Origin of the sequence: Chitinophaga flava (assembly GCF_003308995.1) — a bacterium.
GTDB classification, from domain to species: domain Bacteria; phylum Bacteroidota; class Bacteroidia; order Chitinophagales; family Chitinophagaceae; genus Chitinophaga; species Chitinophaga flava.
Genome location: NZ_QFFJ01000002.1, coordinates 1,512,220 through 1,529,223 on the forward strand (window position 1 = coordinate 1,512,220; position 17,004 = coordinate 1,529,223).

10 protein-coding genes and 1 tRNA gene are annotated in these 17,004 nt (G+C 44.5%); 4 read left to right on the forward strand and 7 right to left on the reverse strand.

The window, feature by feature from the left end:
- The first annotated feature begins 6 nt into the window (after positions 1 to 6).
- Both DF182_RS22415 and DF182_RS22420 read left to right on the forward strand, forming a co-directional pair.
- Positions 7 to 5,406, forward strand: a complete 5,400-nt coding sequence (locus DF182_RS22415) for a T9SS type A sorting domain-containing protein (RefSeq protein ID WP_113618023.1) — start codon at positions 7 to 9, stop codon at positions 5,404 to 5,406.
- 59 nt (positions 5,407 to 5,465) lie between these two features.
- Positions 5,466 to 5,550: transfer RNA gene (locus tag DF182_RS22420), tRNA-Ser, on the forward strand.
- 535 nt (positions 5,551 to 6,085) lie between these two features.
- Here DF182_RS22420 and DF182_RS22430 read toward each other — a convergent pair.
- Complete coding sequence (locus tag DF182_RS22430) at positions 6,086 to 6,772, reverse strand: hypothetical protein (protein ID WP_113618025.1); 687 nt, start codon at positions 6,770 to 6,772, stop codon at positions 6,086 to 6,088.
- A gap of 536 nt (positions 6,773 to 7,308) precedes the next feature.
- Here DF182_RS22430 and DF182_RS22435 point away from each other — a divergent pair.
- Positions 7,309 to 8,121, forward strand: a complete 813-nt coding sequence (locus DF182_RS22435) for an alpha/beta fold hydrolase (protein ID WP_245957517.1) — start codon at positions 7,309 to 7,311, stop codon at positions 8,119 to 8,121.
- A 71-nt stretch (positions 8,122 to 8,192) separates the two neighbouring features.
- Here the strand turns inward: DF182_RS22435 and DF182_RS22440 are convergent, their stop codons facing one another.
- Together DF182_RS22440 and DF182_RS22445 are read right to left on the reverse strand one after the other, a co-directional pair.
- The gene (locus DF182_RS22440) at positions 8,193 to 8,567 is read right to left on the reverse strand and encodes a hypothetical protein (RefSeq protein ID WP_147243507.1); all 375 of its coding nucleotides are present in this window, start codon (positions 8,565 to 8,567) and stop codon (positions 8,193 to 8,195) included.
- A gap of 17 nt (positions 8,568 to 8,584) precedes the next feature.
- Positions 8,585 to 10,153: a DHA2 family efflux MFS transporter permease subunit gene (locus DF182_RS22445; RefSeq protein WP_113618028.1), complete on the reverse strand. Its 1,569-nt coding sequence runs from the start codon at positions 10,151 to 10,153 to the stop codon at positions 8,585 to 8,587.
- A gap of 49 nt (positions 10,154 to 10,202) precedes the next feature.
- Here DF182_RS22445 and DF182_RS22450 point away from each other — a divergent pair, with 49 nt between their 5' ends.
- Positions 10,203 to 11,258: a helix-turn-helix domain-containing protein gene (locus tag DF182_RS22450; RefSeq protein ID WP_161964221.1), complete on the forward strand. Its 1,056-nt coding sequence runs from the start codon at positions 10,203 to 10,205 to the stop codon at positions 11,256 to 11,258.
- 11 nt (positions 11,259 to 11,269) lie between these two features.
- Here the strand turns inward: DF182_RS22450 and DF182_RS22455 are convergent, their stop codons facing one another.
- The 4 genes from DF182_RS22455 to DF182_RS22470 all read right to left on the reverse strand — a co-directional run bounded on the left by DF182_RS22455 (position 11,270) and on the right by DF182_RS22470 (position 16,995).
- The gene (locus DF182_RS22455; RefSeq protein WP_113618030.1) at positions 11,270 to 12,205 is read right to left on the reverse strand and encodes a hypothetical protein; all 936 of its coding nucleotides are present in this window, start codon (positions 12,203 to 12,205) and stop codon (positions 11,270 to 11,272) included.
- Between the two features lie 126 nt (positions 12,206 to 12,331).
- Positions 12,332 to 13,477 (reverse strand): hypothetical protein, encoded by a 1,146-nt coding sequence (locus DF182_RS22460; RefSeq protein ID WP_113618031.1) that lies wholly within the window; start codon positions 13,475 to 13,477, stop codon positions 12,332 to 12,334.
- 1 nt (position 13,478) lies between these two features.
- Entirely contained in the window at positions 13,479 to 14,780 is a 1,302-nt protein-coding gene (locus DF182_RS22465) for an HlyD family secretion protein (RefSeq protein ID WP_113618032.1), read from the reverse strand.
- The gene (locus tag DF182_RS22470) at positions 14,770 to 16,995 is read right to left on the reverse strand and encodes a peptidase domain-containing ABC transporter (RefSeq protein ID WP_211327187.1); all 2,226 of its coding nucleotides are present in this window, start codon (positions 16,993 to 16,995) and stop codon (positions 14,770 to 14,772) included. The genes DF182_RS22465 and DF182_RS22470 overlap by 11 nt, the downstream gene beginning before the upstream one ends.
- Positions 16,996 to 17,004: the final 9 nt, after the last annotated feature.

The window sequence follows — 17,004 nt, forward strand, 5'->3', positions numbered from 1 at the left end:
TTGGAGATGAAAAAATGTTTGTACCTCGTTTCATGGCTTTGCCTTGAGCTACTATCCTGCATTTCAGGATATGGGCAGTACACAACTTCTTTCGAGTTGCCACAGCCTGTAAGGTTTTTCCTCAGTTTGCCTGATAATGGTTCCAACCTGGGTACAGTCCGATGGTATAGTGATTTAGATCCCGCATATAATGGTTTTTTAGGAGTAATTAACCAGGGACCAGGTTATATGTTATCCGGATATACCAAATATAGTCCGGGCCTTATTATTACCTCAGATCTGGGTGTTGGCGTCTTAGGAGAGTTTGATGCTTATCCTGTTGACTCAAGATGGTATAATAGAGATGGAGCTTTTCCGCCAGCTTTTTTTAGTTTTAATATAGGTTTTCCTACGCAGGCAGTGTACGAAATGATTGCTCCAAGGGACCCGGTACCTTCCCAAAGCAATACATCGAACCAGATTTGTGCTAACGAGGGTTTGGGACTTGAGTCGCGGAACAACTGGCGGCTTTTTGAGTATTTGGGTTACTGTAGCCCTTATACCAGTTGGGAGTTCAGTGTTGGTAATACCAATGTCTGGACTGAATTCTATCGGTGTCCATCAGCGTATTATTGCGGCTTTGATCCGCTGGTATGGGTGCCATCCGTGAAGACCGCTCCCGTGAACGTGCGCTTTAGATGCAGGGTGGTAGCGGTTTATAGCGATATTACCTACTATTCTCCTTATTCCAATCCAACCAATTTCTATACTTTTTTACCACCACCACCAAAGGTAGATGTCAGTAGGATACAGGTTACCCGTACCTGTAAAGGCTTGAATACCGCGAGAATCATCGTTCCCTCCGGAGCTGTTTCCAGCAACTTTGCCAATATGAGATGGATGCTGCGGCCCGGCAATGTTACGCAGCCCTGCGACCCCGGATTGGGAGGAGGTACAGGCTCCAACTGCGGAGATATCGTTGACTGGAGTAATGGAGTAATGCCTGTAACAGGTGTTATCGACATCAAAAATATTGCTAAAGGCGTGTATACCCTTTGGGTGATCAACGAATCGGGATCAGCAGGAAACTGTTACAAGCCGATACAGATTGAGATAAAGGAATATGATGCGCTGACCGTAAGCTCTAATGATACCCAACTGACGCCGGTGAGCTGCTTCGGCGGCAGCGATGGTAAAATTACGGTGTTGGGCGCTGGTGGAGCAGGAGACAGTACCGGCTATTTTTTTACGTTAAGAAATAGTACCGGCATTGTAAAAGCAGAACAGCATGGTACCGGTAACACCATTACCTGGACAGGTTTACCCAAAGGAACTTATGTGGCAGAAGTGAGGGATGGACTTTGTGGTGCGGTGCAGTCGGCACCTATTAACATCACTGAACCAGCGCAGGTGAAAGGAACTGTACTGCCAACAGCCCCCACCTGTACCAGCCCGGGTAATGGCAGCATCACAGTGGTGCCCGATCCTGGTATCGTTAACTATAAATACAATCTGTATAAAGATGGTACGCTCATACAGCAAACTGGCGGAATTCCCTTCAGCAACTATACTTTCAGCGGACTAAACGGAGGGAACTATACGGTAGAAATACTGAATAATGACAAACTTTCCTGTCCCGGCTGGAGTACCGCTATTACCCTGGATATGGTACCGTCACTCACTCTTTCCATGGATGCCCGCAACATGGTGACCTGTGCAGGCGGCAACGACGGTTCATTACAATACACCGCTGCCGGTGGCTCCGGTGGATATATTTTCACCCTCACCAAATCTGGTGGTAGCCCGGTCAGCAATAGCAACGGTATTTTCAGCGCATTAACCGCCGGTAGTTATACTATCAAAGTACAAAACAGCGTGCCGGGTTGTAACGACGTACTCACACAAACAGTGACTATCGCAGAACCGCTACCGCTGCAGGTAAGTCTTCAGAAAACAGACATCACCTGTAACGGCGCCCGGGATGGTATGGTGAAAGCCACTGCCGGCGGTGGCTCCGGCTTCTATCAATACAAGTGGGAACAACTGAAAGGAGGTGTGTGGGTGACAGATCCTTTCTGGTATGATACCGATATTAAGATCGACGCATTAGCTCCGGGTACTTATCGTGTAACCGTTTCCGATAGTAAGTCCGCCAACTGTTCGGTACTTTCAAATACAGTTACCATCACTGAGCTGCCGGCCCTGCAATCCGGCGGAGTGACTATCAAAGAGGCTACCTGCCTGGCGGATGGTGCTGCCGTTACCCTCTCCGCCAGCGGTGGTGACAACATTTATACCTATGCCTGGACATTGGACGGCACCAATTACATCACGTTTACTTCGGGTACAGCCCTGCATACGGCCGGTACTTATTATTTCAGGATCAAAGACGGTAAAGGTTGTACACTGGAGCTGCCGGATGCGTATAATGTTGCGCTGCCAGCTACTGCGCTGGCGTTTACAACACAACTCTCTTCCTACAACGGCTTTAATATCTCTTGTAATGGTGCAGCAGACGGTAAAATCACCGTGCTGGCAACCGGTGGTAACGGTGGTGCCTATACGGGATATCAATATAAACTGGATAATGGAGCTTATCAATCCGGGAATGTGTTTTCAAACCTTGGCCCTGGTACATACGGTATTAGTGTGAAAGATGCCCGTGGATGTGTGGTTACCGGCAGTGTAACATTGGTACAGCCTTCTCTCCGCATCAATGCCACCCACCAGAATATTGACTGTTATGGTCTTGCTACCGGTAGCATTACCACGAGTATTCAGGGGGGCGCTGCGCCATATCAGCTCTATGTGAATGGTGCCTTGATGGCTGCTACCACGATCAGTAATCTGGCACAGGGAAGTTATGCGCTGCACGTGACAGATGCCAATGGCTGTACCAAAGATACCTCTATTGTGGTTGACTATCTGTATCCGGCATTAGATATCACTACAGCTACGGTAGCGGATATCCGTTGTTTTGGTACTCAGGGTAGTGTTGCACTCAATGCTGCAGGTGGTGATGGGGTTTATCAGTACAGCATGAGCAACGACAATTGGTCCACATCCCGTACGTATAGCAGCGGTGCTGGTCTTGATGCCGGCGTGTATGCGTTGAAGGTAACAGATGGACGCGGTTGCAGCCTTATCTATAACAACAAACTCACACTGACAGCTCCACCTGCTGCAGTCAGCTTTTCAGCCACGCTTTCAGATTATAATGGTCATAATATTTCCTGTGCGGGCGGTGACAATGGTACCGCGCAGATAACCGCTACCGGTGGTAATGGTGCCACTTACAGTGGTTACACCTATGCACTGGATAACGGTATTTTTAGTAGTGATCCCTTGCTCACCGGTATCAAAGCAGGCCAGCATACGCTAAAGGTGCTGGATGGCCGTGGTTGTGTTACATCGCAGAGTTATACCTTTACCGAATCCGCTCAGGCGCTGAGTGTGCAGTTGGTAAGTAAGCGGGACGTACCCTGCGCAACGGCTGCTACAGGTATGATCACCGTGGCGGGTAGTGGCGGCACTGGCACTCTCCAGTACAGTATAGACAACACCAACTGGAGTTCCAGCCCAGTGTTTACCGGACTGACGGTCGGAGATTATATTGTTACGGTTAGAGATGCCAATACTTGTGGTATCAGTTTGCCGGTGAAAGTGGTCTCTCTGAATACGCCTATTGTGATTGATAATATCGCCCGTCAGGATATCGTTTGTTTTGGTACGGCAGGAGCCATCCAGGTGCAGTCCCATGGCGGCACTGGCAGTCTGGTGAATGAATACGCCCTGAACGGTGGCGCCTATACGTCTTTTAATAATAACACTCCGCTGGGAGCGGGTAATTATACGATAAGGGTGAAAGATGCCGCTGGTTGTTATTCTCCGGAAAGTGCTGTGTTTAGTATTACAGCACCGGCAGCGGCTTTGAATGCAACTGTTAGCACATCCGATTATCATGGTATGCAGGTATCCTGTTATGGCCTGACTGATGGGGAAATTAACCTGGCTACCAGCGGTGGCAATGGCGGCAGCTATCAGGGGTATCAATACAGTGTTAACGGTGGCGCTTACACGAATAGAGCTCAGTACAAAAACATAGGCGCCGGTAATTATATCTTCAAAGTCCGGGATGGACGTGGTTGTGAAATCACTAAAAATGTTGTCTTACAACAACCCACAGCACCGCTGTCACTGGTGATTTCCGACATCACGCATTTGCCCTGTGGTGGCAGTCCTACCGGTGAAATCACCTTGCAGGCTGCAGGTGGTACTTTACCTTATCAGTATACACTCAACAACGAAGCGGCACAGACGAATACCGTATTTACAGCATTGCCGGCTGGTGACTATTCCCTTCAGGTAAAAGACGTGAATGGCTGCGCCGCATCAGCTACGGCGGCTGTAACGGCTATGTTTCCACCTGTAACCGCTGATGCTACGGTAACGCCCATACGGTGTTATGGAGAAGCCAGCGGAGCGATACTGTTACAAACAACCGGTGGTGATGGCAGTTACAGTTACCAGTGGAGCGGCACCGGACTGAATGGTGCGCAGGTGCAACAGCTCAAAGCCGGCAGCTACACCGTGAAAATTACAGATGGCAAGGGTTGCAGCCAGTCCTATAGTTATAACATAACTCAGCCGCCGGTACTCGCCATGACCGTGGCCGGCTCACAAATATGTGATGGCATCGATGATGGCACCATCACCACCACTGTTCAAGGTGGCGCTACTCCTTACCAATATGTACTGGGCAGCGGTACCTGGGGTAGTGACAATGCCTTCGGCAACCTCACTGCCGGCGACTATACTGTGAAGGTACAAGATGCAAATGGTTGCAGTGTTAGTCAGCAGACCGCCATTACCAAACGCAATGTTAAGCCGGATGTCAACTTCCTGGTGGCCTCCCGCAAAAACGCCTACGATACGCTGGTTATCAAGGAAATCAGCCTGCCGGCGCCAGACTTCGTCAGCTGGACCTTCGATCCGCAGGCCATCCTGCTGGGCTATGACAGAGGCACGCCGCTGATAAAATTCACTAGTCCGGGTACCTATTGGGTGGAGATGCAGGGGTCCTTCGGCGAATGCAGTTATAAAGTACGCAAAGACATCCAGATCAGCGCCTACGATCCGTTGGCGGGCCCGTCCAACAGTCTGCCGGTACGTGTAATAGATACCTTGATACTATCACCCAACCCCAATGACGGTAACTTCCACCTCCAGATTAAAATGAGCCGCAGGCAACAGGTGATCGTATCGGTGTTTGACCTGAATGGCAGGGTGCTGGCCAAACAACAGTATAGCCCCGCTTTGGTGATAGACTCCCAATGGGCACTGGGGAACGCTAATGCAGGCATCTATATTCTGCGGGTGGTGGCCGAAAATGAAAGCAGGGATATCCGGTTTATGATCAGCCGCTAATATTTATTGAGAAATATTTTTGTGGTTTAAAATTTCTTACATACCTTTGCGCTCCACTTGGAGAGTTGGCAGAGCGGTCGATTGCGGCAGTCTTGAAAACTGTTGACTGTAACAGGTCCCGGGGTTCGAATCCCTGACTCTCCGCAGAAAAGTAAAAAGCCTTCAAATCGTTAGATTTGAAGGCTTTTTTAGTTCGAAGAATTTTGCCTCCTGTGCCCTATAAATTAATTGTCAATTATTTACAGGGTCGAAATGCCCTTGTTTTTCCCCTTTTTTATTGCCTTCGACATTAAATTGAATCCCACACTTTGTATTATTGCACCCAATAAAAGCCAGCAAAAGAAATATATCCCCATTTCAAACGTAAACATAAAATAGAAAGACGGACTAAACTGATAGACACAAACTGCAGTAAAAATTATCATTGTCAAAATAGCAAATGTCAATGCATACAGTATTAAGCGGCTTCGGGACTGATCACTTTTGAAGTAAATAAAGTTTAATACAAAGGAGCCAATTATATAAGAGACAGGGAGTATCAAATAGTAGTCTCCCCCAGCTATCATAAACCGACCAGCCGGCCTATGAAATGGGAAATAGTTATAAAATACACGATACAGGAAAAAGAATAACACAATTTCCACTATGCTCGTAAGGATAGTATTTAAAATAGGCTTTTTCATTTGACTAATCTAAAAAATTTCCATTCGGGAATACTTACATATCTGTCCGCTGTTACTCCCCATCCGCATCTTTCCTCTCCCTGTTCACCTGTACTATGACCAGCACCACGGGAACAAAATGACAAATTTCCAAAAATGCTTTTACTATCGTCGACGCTCGTTACAATTTCTACGTGTTCACCTTCTTTATATGTACATACATCTCCTCTTTTTACTCCTTTATCCTTATCTACCAAGTGAAATCCGTTTACCCTTCCCATCCAGAAATCTTTAGCAGAACGATATTTACCGTTAACACTGGTAAATCCGCAATAAAACATACAATCACCCACAAACACACTACAGGTATACGCTTCTGCGTCGCCGCCGCCCCAATAAACCGGATATAAACGCGAAGGCCATCTAAAATACGCTGATTTCAATTTTTGATAATCCTTCGGCCCGATACTCGTTTCCTTTAAATGCGCACTTTCAATAAGGAAACGTTTCTGATTTTGTGACAGGTTATTCCAATCTGACCAGGAACTAAACCGTATTGGCTTTGCTGTAGCACCAGCCAGAGTTCCATTAGGTGAAAAGAACCAGGGTTGCTTTTTTTTCTGGAATCTTGTGTAGTTGTCCATTATTTCGGGTTGCTTTGCCAAGTACTCTGCTGCCTCTGCCAAATTGTTGAAATGGGGCATAATATCAGTTATTCTATGACGGATTTGGGTTACTTAAATATACTGTTTTTTTCTTTACCGGATATCGTTAAAAACACTCCAATTGTGGGAGGCACTATTGCTATGCCATCCCCAATTTTGATATTATACTAACATTTTGTAGGGTATTTCACTTAAAACTAGACCCTGGGTTTTCTTTCCAATATTTTTCAATAAATACCGATATGGCGGTCAGGTCATGGGCAAAAAGTGTCGATTCAAGTAATTTATACCTCCTGATCATTTATACTATTCCTCAAACAAGATACTGACCCGAATCGGCGGCTGCGTCTGGAACGACTGTTCAACAACAAATTATTGATGGAAAACGTGAATCACAGGTCTTCTCTATTTCGACGGAAATAACCCCTAAATTGTCGTTTCTACACTGCATCAAATTCTGTAAGGAATTCCATCTTTGTATTGTCAATAAAATTTGAACTGGATCTGATTGGCGTATGAAAAATCTATTCAAAACATATGATTTCCTTCAATTAATAATACTAATTTCAATCGTTATGTCTACAACATTTCAATCTTACGGACAAGACATCAAGCCTTCTGAAAATGGCTATGCACCTGTCAATGGCATCAAAGTTTATTACGAAGTGTATGGCGAGGGTCAGCCTATTGTTTTATTACATGGTGCTTATATGACAATAGATTTGAACTGGGGCCAGATAATCCCTGAGCTATCAAAATCAAGAAAAGTAATTGCTATTGAACTGCAGGGGCATGGACATACACCGTTTTCAGATAGGAAATTATCTCTTGATACCCTGGCTAGTGATGTAGAAGAAGTAATGGATTACCTGAAAATTGACAGTGCGGATATAGTAGGATATAGTTTTGGCGGCAAAGTGGCTTACCAGTTCGCTATACAAAGCCCGAAACGGCTAAAAAAATTAGTTATCATTTCTTCTTCTTATAAGAGTAGTGGTTGGGAACCCGAGGTAATCAATGCGTTTAAAAATATGAAGCCTGAGCTTTTTACGAACACGCCTATGAAAGCCGCATACGATGCAGTAGCACCTGATAAAACAAAATGGACAAAGTTCTTAGAGCAGATGATTGCTTCAGGTGCGACGCCATTCGACCTGGGTGACTCCAATATTTCGAAAATTGCTGCACCGGTATTGATCATAGCCGGTGACAATGATGGCCTGGATAAAATTGAATTGATAAAAACCTATAAATTATTAGGAGGTGCTGTTACTGCAGATTTTGGTGCAATGCCCAAATCGCAATTGGCCATTGTTCCTGGACAAGGACATGTTAGCCTAATGAAGCAGACGACAATAATTTTGACCTACTTAAACAGTTTTTTGTAAAAAAACTAAAGGATCTGCATATCTCGAAGAAACCCCACACATTGTGCGGGTTTCTTCTTTTTTAGCCGGGTTCAACCCCTTTTAGCGTCTGCATTATCAGCTCGCGGCAGATGAACCGTAAGGCTATGTTCGGATGACTCTTCACAATGGTAGCAGAGATAGCCGGCGCATGCCTGCGCATGATGCCACCAGATCGTTTCCCAGGGAATATTATCCGGGTTAAAACTGATAGGCGATGCATAAAATATTTGTGTTGCTACAGGGGTGCAGGCTATAATCCGCCACAGTTCTTCATCTGATCTGACTGAAAAAATAATGAAGTAAGTCTGTGATGATGGTATAGTACGCTGCATTACCACTTGTTGCTGATGTATTTGATAGCGATCATCTGCCTTCCTGAAAAAGGCAATCACAAAATGAGGTTGCTTAAAATCGAAATTTCTCATCTTCCAGTATTTAAGAATCAATGTACATCTGCCACTATTGCTTTCTTTTTGTTCTTTATCAGTAAGACAAATGGAGCGCATACCAGAAATAATAAGCCAATGGTCGTATATACGTCCATGTATGATAACAAGGTGGCCTGCTTGTTCACAATGGTATCCATCAGTTTATAACTATTTTTCCATGCCATATCATGCGTGAATCCTTTGGATAAAAAAGAGGTATGTATATGGTGCAATCGGTCAGATACTACGGGATCGGCTATATGAAGATGGCTGACGAGATCTGTACGATGTACAGCGTTGCGTCGGGTAATATAGGTGGTGATGATAGCGATACCAAAGGAGCCGCCCAATTGTCGCAGCATGCCGGTGAATGCCGCGCCATCCGCAATTTCATGTGTCTTTAATGTGGAGAAGGCAATAGCACTCACAGAGAGCAGTATCATATTCAGTCCGAAATACCGGAATACCAACACAAAGAAGAATACGTTGAAACCCGTATCCGGCGTAAGTATCTTCGAGCTCATGTAACAGTTGCCGAAGAAAAGTATCATGCCGGCAAACATCACATACTGTGGCTTGATACCGGATTTCAATAATCGGGTGGTAAGTGGAAAAATCAAGAGGCTCGATAACGAGGTAGTACATACCAGCAAACCTGCATCTGTAGCAGGCCATCCCAGCTGCGACTGTGTGAACAACGGTACAATGAAAGTAGAACCATAAGAGCCAAAACCATAAATGAAAGAGAACAAAGTGCCTGCTGCCAGCGTACCATTTTTTAATACACGCAGCGCCACAATAGGGTGATCATATGTCCACTCTCGCCAGATGAAGAAAAACATGCCCATGCCCGCCACTACCGATAATATCGTAATGAGCTGGCTGCTGAACCAGTCTTCTTCCTGCCCTTTCTCCAGCACAAACTGCAACGCGCCTACTGCAACCGCGAGCAATAGGATGCCCATCCAGTCTACTTGTCTGGCGGACATCTTATTGCCATATTGCGGTGAGCGTACAAATTGCAGGGTAAGTAAAGCCGCAAGAATACCAAGTGGTATATTAATGTAAAAAATATAAGGCCAGCTATAGTTATCGATGATATAACCACCGATTAATGGACCCATAGCAGGACCTATAATAACTCCCATCATGTAGATGGCGTGCGCCTGTCCTCTTTTTTCGATGGGATACGATTCTGTGATAATAGTCTGGGAAGTGGCCAGCAACGCACCTCCGCCCATACCCTGGAAGAAGCGGAAGACAGCGAGAGTCCAGATATCGTTGGCCTGGCCGCAGAGCAGCGAGCATGCAGTGAAGATGAGGATGGAGCCGGCAAAATAATTCCGTCGTCCAAACTGCCGTGATAGCCAACTGGTCATAGGTATGATGATCACGTTGCCGATACCATAGGCCGTTACTACCCAGCTTACTTCTGATAATGTTGCCCCCATGTTGCCCTGCAGATCATTCAGCGCTACATTCACGATAGTAGTATCCAGCAGTTCAAGTATAGAGCAAAGCATGGCCACCAGCGTGATCACCACTCTTCTGTAGCCGTATTCTGTCATGGAGTCTGTGTACATCTTTGTTGATTTAGATGGCAAAGTTGAAGCAGTGATAACAGGATATAGTATGAAGAAGGGATTAAAAAGTATGAGAGAAGTATTTTCGGAATATTACCGACCTTTGATAATGAGTAAAGGAAGAACTATGTATGTAACCACATTGGAGCAGTACGGAAACCTGACAGAAACCCACCATACGAAAGGCATGAAGGAACAATATTATACCATGAAGCCGGAAGATGGATGGGTAGGTAATGGCTCTTATACTTCACTTGGCGGAATTGATGTGCATTACAGCCAGGTGTCTGCATTACAGCCTATGCAGGTGGACCTTGTTTCGCCGGATGATTTTGTGGAAATGCACTTTTCTCTTGGCGGCAGGCTTACCGCGAAAAATACAGTATTGCAGGATCTCAGCATGTTTGATCAGTTGCAGCATAACCTGTTTGCTGTGCCGGCTAATAGTATCACTAATTATCATTACAGTGCATCCAATGAGCCAGTGGTGATGCTGGAGATACTTTTCAGGAAAGAGTATTTCGAAGGTATCATGCATGAGCAATCTGCGTTGCATAATATTATGCTGGATCACATCTCCCGCAAGGAGATAATGGCTGCGGAACAGCGGCATGCAGGCATTAGCCCCCAAATGTTGTCTGTATTGAGCGATATTATTTATTGTAAGCGTACCGGCTACTATAAGAAGCTATTCCTGGAAGCCAGGATCATGGAGCTTTTCCTGTTGCAGACAGAATCGCTTGAAGAAAGATCAGGCCGGGGTGGATGTAGTTTTCTATGTGATTTTTCTGCCGATGTGGATAAAATATATTTTGTGAAAGAGATGATCGATAAAGATCCTATCGCAGATTATTCTCTGATAGGTCTCAGCAAAAAAGCGGGTCTTAATACCTTTAAGCTCAAGAAAGGATTTAAAGAAATTTTTGGAGAAACCGTATTCGGATATATACAGGAACTGAAAATGGAGAAAGCCCGGAGAATGTTGCTGGATGAAGGAATGCAGGTGAATGAAGTAGCATATATGCTGGGCTACAACAGTCCTAATAATTTCAGCACCGCTTTTAGAAAAAAATTTGGTTTAACCCCCGGAAAAATGAAACAATAGGACAGAAAGTGCTACTGCATGTACCTGGAAGCTGCCAAAAACTTATCTAATTCAGCAATCTGTTCATTGTCTAAATTTATTATATAATCGATCGCTTTGGCCTTGTCTGTAGCATGCTCGTAATAAGACTTGCAGATGGCATATCCAACAAAGTATCCCAGATCAACTCCATTATACAACCAGTCTTTTAACTCAGTCCCGTACATTTCCTGTTTAAATTTTTGCCATATTTCCTTTTCATGTTCCTTACCATAACGAATGTACGGAGTTTTTAACGGGTACTGTAACAACAATTCCGCTATAAAATCGCATGAGCCTTCCGCAATACAATATCCAAGCAGGTTGGAGTGGACTCTATCCTCCATATCCCCTCCTTTGTGTTGAGTGTGAGTGAGTTCATGCGCCACAACATGCAAAATGCCTTTGCTGTCTTTAAAAATGCCTTGTAAAAGAGGATTCAGTCCCATTGAGTTAGTGGTGCTGTCTGCTGCTCCGATCTCTGTTCCTATTAGTACCTCCGTTTCTGTGGTAGTCCCGCCTGTTCCAAGATATCCAATTGTAAAATAGATGGCCGGTATTTTAAATGAGGGATATAACTTTTTATATGCTGCTATTAATTTTTCAATACCTGCTCTGGTCTCTTTTACTTTCAGTGTGTTAGGTCTGACAGATGCCCAGAAATCCGGATGAGCAAAAATGCTTTTCTGAAATTTTTGGGGTGTCCAGTTTCTGATGTGGGCCAGTTCTTTTAATCCTTTGGTCCCCTTATCAAGATACATGGTCTGTATCAATTGTATTTGCTGTGCAGAGTCATTAACAGTATGTAGGCGATCGAATGTTTTCCAAAACAGATCTATGTCTGAATAGTAAATATTCGTTTGTGCGCAGAGCGTGGTTGTAACAAATGATGTTAGCAATAGAATGATAGATTTTTTAATAAAGTGCATACGATAAATGGTTAAAGGGTATATATAAATATACCAAAAAAAGGAGAAGTAATTATCATGTGGATGTAGAAATGAATTTCGGATTTTTGATGAACGTATTTCATTCAGTGCAAACCAGCAGCATAATTACTGTAAATCGTTAACAGCAGCGAAGATTTTACTGTTGAAATCATATGGTTGTCCGCTGAGATTATACAGGGGAAGCAGGGCCTGAAACTGCTCCTCAAATTCAAGGTACTGCTCCTGAAACAGGGAAAACCACTGCCGGCCTTCTTCCTGGAAGATGTTCATCCCGGCAAACATATCCAGCGATAATTTAAACCGCTGCATATGGAAAATGAAACGCCCTTTTATATCATGCTGCTGCCTGACAGAAAATTCCGGTTGCGAAATACATCGCTGCAATGTTTTGGTGATCTCCACAAAAGTAAACAGCCCATGAAAAAAGAGATATACGGCAGGGTACCGGCCTGGCTCTCCGATGAGATCACCTAAAGGGGTATTGTAATGGCAATCAAATAACCTGGATTTCGATTCATAGGTGAGTGTAAAATAAGTCACATGGCCACCTTCATGGGAAATATGATCAGCGAAAAATACTTCATCATCCCAGGTGTTGACATTTAAAAATATCATGTTGTGGGCAGATAAAACCGCGAATGAATTCTGCCTTTCTGAATGGAAAAGCATGGCCTTTCGCATGTTTTGCAACAGCAGCCTGAAATGCCCCGGGTTATTCCTGCTGATGATATCCATTCCTTTGTCGAATGCTTCCAGGTGATTTTTATAGATATCCGCCACCAGAATGTCGCCTGGTTGGTTGCCTTGTTCAATGAAAACGCTTTCCAGTAAAGGATGTTGCTCTTTCATCATCTCAATACCATGAGCAGAAAACAACAGTGGCTCAAAATCATAGGTTACCGGGTTATTATCCCTGGTCAGTGCCATTTCGTTGTTCGTGGTTGTCAGGAGGAGGGTGGCATTGGGAAAGCCAGTCCTTAAATATCCGACAGCCGGTAGATAAACAACACCGCCTGCATTGGTGAAAACGTTTATCTGTGCCTTCTTCTGCTGTTCGTAGCCATAAATAATACTATCCAGCCATCGTGTGTCCTGCTGATGAACATAAGTGTACAGCAATGGCTCCAGAAAAATGTTATCGTTATAGAAGTCAATCCTGGCAAAGATATCTTTATGCCTGCTGTAAAGCATTTTCTTCATAGAATCAATTACATGGGGCAGATACTTCTCAAACTCTTCGTAATAATTCATATTAATAAGTCTTTTTGTTAATGATGGCATTAAACAGTCTGTCAAAGAGGGACATGTCTTCAACAATGATATCTGCCTGTCCAATCAGTTCACTTTTATTATCCAGTTCCCGCTGCAGTGTTGTTTTCAGCTGGCCGGGGAGTTTAATTTTTACACTATAGAAGCCTGCCTGCGCTGCCGCTGATATAGATACAATGGTACCTTTCAGCATTCCGAATTCCGTGTAGGGGTAGTTGTTGAGCCGAATATTACATTGTAGTCCAACGCGCGCCTTTCCTGAATTAATGACTGGTAGTTTGGCAATAGCAAAATAATCCTGTACCCTGGCAGGTGTGATGGTGAAAACCTTTTGCTCATTGGTGAGGAACTGATCAGCGGTTCTGATATCATAAAAGTTCAGGATACCGCTGATGGGGGCGTCCAGTATATACTTGTGCTGCCATTCGGAGAGCTGAAACGAAAGATCACTGAAATGCTGGTATATATTTTTTTTGAGTGTGAACAAGGTATTGGCATGATCTGCATTCAGGGAAGCGTTTTCTTTTTTCAATACCTGTACCTGCAGCTGGTTGTTGACGATGTTGTTATGCAGTTCTTCCAGGTTGTTTTTTGTGTTCAGATAGGTGATTTCTTTTTGCTCCACTTCAGTTCTGGCAACCACCTTCTGGCTATCCAGACTTCTGTTTCTATCCAGGTCTGATTTGGATAACTGGCTTTGCCTTTGAACAATGGCTAGTTTGTTATACAGCTGTTGCTGCAGCGCTGTCATATTCTGTTCACGCCGGGAGTTGATCTCCAGCTGCCGGTATTGTAAATTCAGCTGCAGGAAGAGTTTTAGTTCCTCCACGCTTTTGTATAACTGGGCATATCCTGATTGCAGGTCACCAAGGCTGGTTAATTCCTCAAACCGCACAGTATCGATGTTATCCCAGAAGTGGGGCCCACTGAGGGTATTAAGCAGCTGTTTCAGTTTAAGCACTTCTTTGTAGTTGGCACTGTTGTATAGTACTACTACCCAATCGCCGGCAGTTACGGTATCCTGATCCCGCCGGAGCAGGTTGACTATTCTGCCGCTTACGCGGTTGTGCAGCTCCACGGGCGGTGTATTGGTAGTTACGACTGCATCTGAGGTGATAACATCCGGATATCTGACCAGTTTAAGGCCTATACAGATAATCAGGAAGATGAGCAGCATACCGGTACTTCCATAACTTACGATCCTGGAAGGTACTTTATCCAGAATGTCCTGGAAGTATTCACTCCTGATATTAATGCGGGTGATTTTATTTTCGTCAATTGGCAATTTCTAACTGATTTTTAATTAACGTATGATAATATCCTTTTTTCTCTACCAGTTCTTCATGTCTGCCTATCTCTTTTATCTCTCCTTTATCCAGCACAATGATCTGATCTGCTCTTCTGACGGTACTGAGGCGGTGTGCAATAACCACGACTGTTTTCCCTTCGAAGAACAGGTCCAGATTCTCTACGATCTTTCTTTCATTGTTGGCGTCAAGGGCGCTGGTGGCTTCATCAAAGAACAGGAACTCCGGATTTTTATAAACGGCCCTGGCAATGAGTATTCTCTGTCTTTGTCCGCCGCTCAGTGTTCTGCCGCTTGATCCTGCAGCGCCGATGATGGAATTGAAACCGGCAGGCAATGAATTGATCAGTTCTTCTATATTGGCTATTTTGGCAGCGTCCAGCAGTTTGCTGATGTCGATGTTTTCTTCGCTGGCAGATTCTGTAATATTCTGTGTAATGGTGTCCGAAAAAATATAACCATCCTGCATAACGGTGCCGCACAGAGCGCGCCAGCTGTCAGATGCAATATGACGGAGATTATAATCACCGATGGTGATATCTCCGGAAGTAGGTAGATACAATTTCAGTAGTAATTTCAGCAGGGTGGTTTTGCCACTGCCGCTGTCCCCCACAATGGCGGTGATCTTGCCTTTGGGGATAGTGAGGTTTAAATTCTTCAGTACAAGGGCATTGGTATCCCGTACATAGGAGAAATTCAGATCTTTGATATGTATGTCATAATTCTGAGGCGGCAGTTTCATCAATGATTCGTTGTTCAGTAATTCCTGCTCCGGTGTAATATGATCGATATCATTGAAGCGTTCCATACTAAGGCGGGCATCCTGGAGGGAACGGAAAAAGGAGACTAGGCCCAGCATGGGTGAATTGATCTGACCAACGATATACTGAATGGCGAGCATGACCCCCAGCGTAATCTTGCCATCCATGACGAGCAGGGCAGAGGTAAAGGTGATGAGGATATTTTTTGCCTCATTGATAACGTTACCGCCTATACTCTGAAATTGTGTGAGCTTCAGGGAGGAAACAGAAGTTTTGAAGTATTCAACACGTACTTTCTCCCAGCCGCGGATATGTTTCTTTTCTGAGCCATTCACCTTCACTTCCTGTATACCGCCAACGATCTGTATCAACTTACTGTTCATGCCGGAAGAAGAATCGAAGCGTTTGAAATCCAGTTCAGCCCTTTTTTTCATGAAAGACCATACCCAGAGGGTATATATGGCAATTCCCAGTGTGAAAATAAAGAAGATGGTCCAGCTGTAATATGCCAGTGCAAAGAGGAAGATGATGGCATTGAGATAGGAAAAGAAAGCATCCGGGGCGGAAGACAGGAAGGCATCCAGGCGGGATGATTCATTGATCCGCTGTACAATATCCCCCGGTGTTTTCGAATCAAAAAAGGAAACGGTTTTGTTCAGTAGTTTGATCAGATAATCGGATGATATCAGCATGTTGATCCTGGCCGCCACATAGAGCAGCAGCCAGCTTCTGATGGCAGCAATAAAGGACATGCTGAAGAAAAGCATCAACTGGGCTGATAACAGCACATATACAAAACTCACATTGTTCAGGTTAATGCCTTTGTCTACCAGTTTCTGGGTGAGAAAAGGGAGTATCAGCTGGATAATGCTGCCCATCAACAATCCAACGAAAATCTGTATGATGTATTTGGTGTAATTCCTTAGGTATGGAATAATACCCAGCAACCCTTTGGAAGCATCTGTATTTTTCTGTTCAAAGAAGGTGGAAGTGGGTTCCATCAGCAGTACAATACCCTGTGTGGTATCGTCTGCCAGTTTGTTATTCTGCCACGCTTCCATGAAATCCTGCTTGCTGTAGGTAATTAATCCATGCGAAGGGTCGGCTACTTTTACCTGTCCGTTTTTAAATTCATATACCACCAGGAAATGCCGGTCGCGCCAGTAGGTTACACAGGGCAGTGGTGCTTTTTTTTCCAGTACTTCATAGGTGATGGAAGCTGGTACAGTTTTGAATCCAAGGGCTTCTGCACCTTTCATCAACGACTTGATGGTAATGCCATCAGGAGTGATATTACAGATGTCGCGCAGATGTTCAGAGCTGAAGTTCCGGCCAAAATATTTGGATATAATTTTAAGACAGGCTGGCCCGCAATCGAACTGGTCTATCTGCTTAAAAAAAGGAAAAGGTTTCTTTCTTAAAAAACGCATCATCGTTGTCTA

Excerpts from the sequence above, each read along its gene's own strand:
- DF182_RS22415 (WP_113618023.1), top strand. The coding sequence starts at position 7 with ATGAAAAAATGTTTGTACCTCGTTTCATGGCTTTGCCTTGAGCTACTA.
- DF182_RS22430 (WP_113618025.1), bottom strand. The coding sequence starts at position 6,772 with ATGCCCCATTTCAACAATTTGGCAGAGGCAGCAGAGTACTTGGCAAAG.
- DF182_RS22435 (WP_245957517.1), top strand. The coding sequence starts at position 7,309 with ATGTCTACAACATTTCAATCTTACGGACAAGACATCAAGCCTTCTGAA.
- DF182_RS22440 (WP_147243507.1), bottom strand. The coding sequence starts at position 8,567 with ATGAGAAATTTCGATTTTAAGCAACCTCATTTTGTGATTGCCTTTTTC.
- DF182_RS22445 (WP_113618028.1), bottom strand. The coding sequence starts at position 10,153 with ATGTACACAGACTCCATGACAGAATACGGCTACAGAAGAGTGGTGATC.
- DF182_RS22450 (WP_161964221.1), top strand. The coding sequence starts at position 10,203 with ATGAAGAAGGGATTAAAAAGTATGAGAGAAGTATTTTCGGAATATTAC.
- DF182_RS22455 (WP_113618030.1), bottom strand. The coding sequence starts at position 12,205 with ATGCACTTTATTAAAAAATCTATCATTCTATTGCTAACATCATTTGTT.
- DF182_RS22460 (WP_113618031.1), bottom strand. The coding sequence starts at position 13,477 with ATGAATTATTACGAAGAGTTTGAGAAGTATCTGCCCCATGTAATTGAT.
- DF182_RS22470 (WP_211327187.1), bottom strand. The coding sequence starts at position 16,995 with ATGATGCGTTTTTTAAGAAAGAAACCTTTTCCTTTTTTTAAGCAGATA.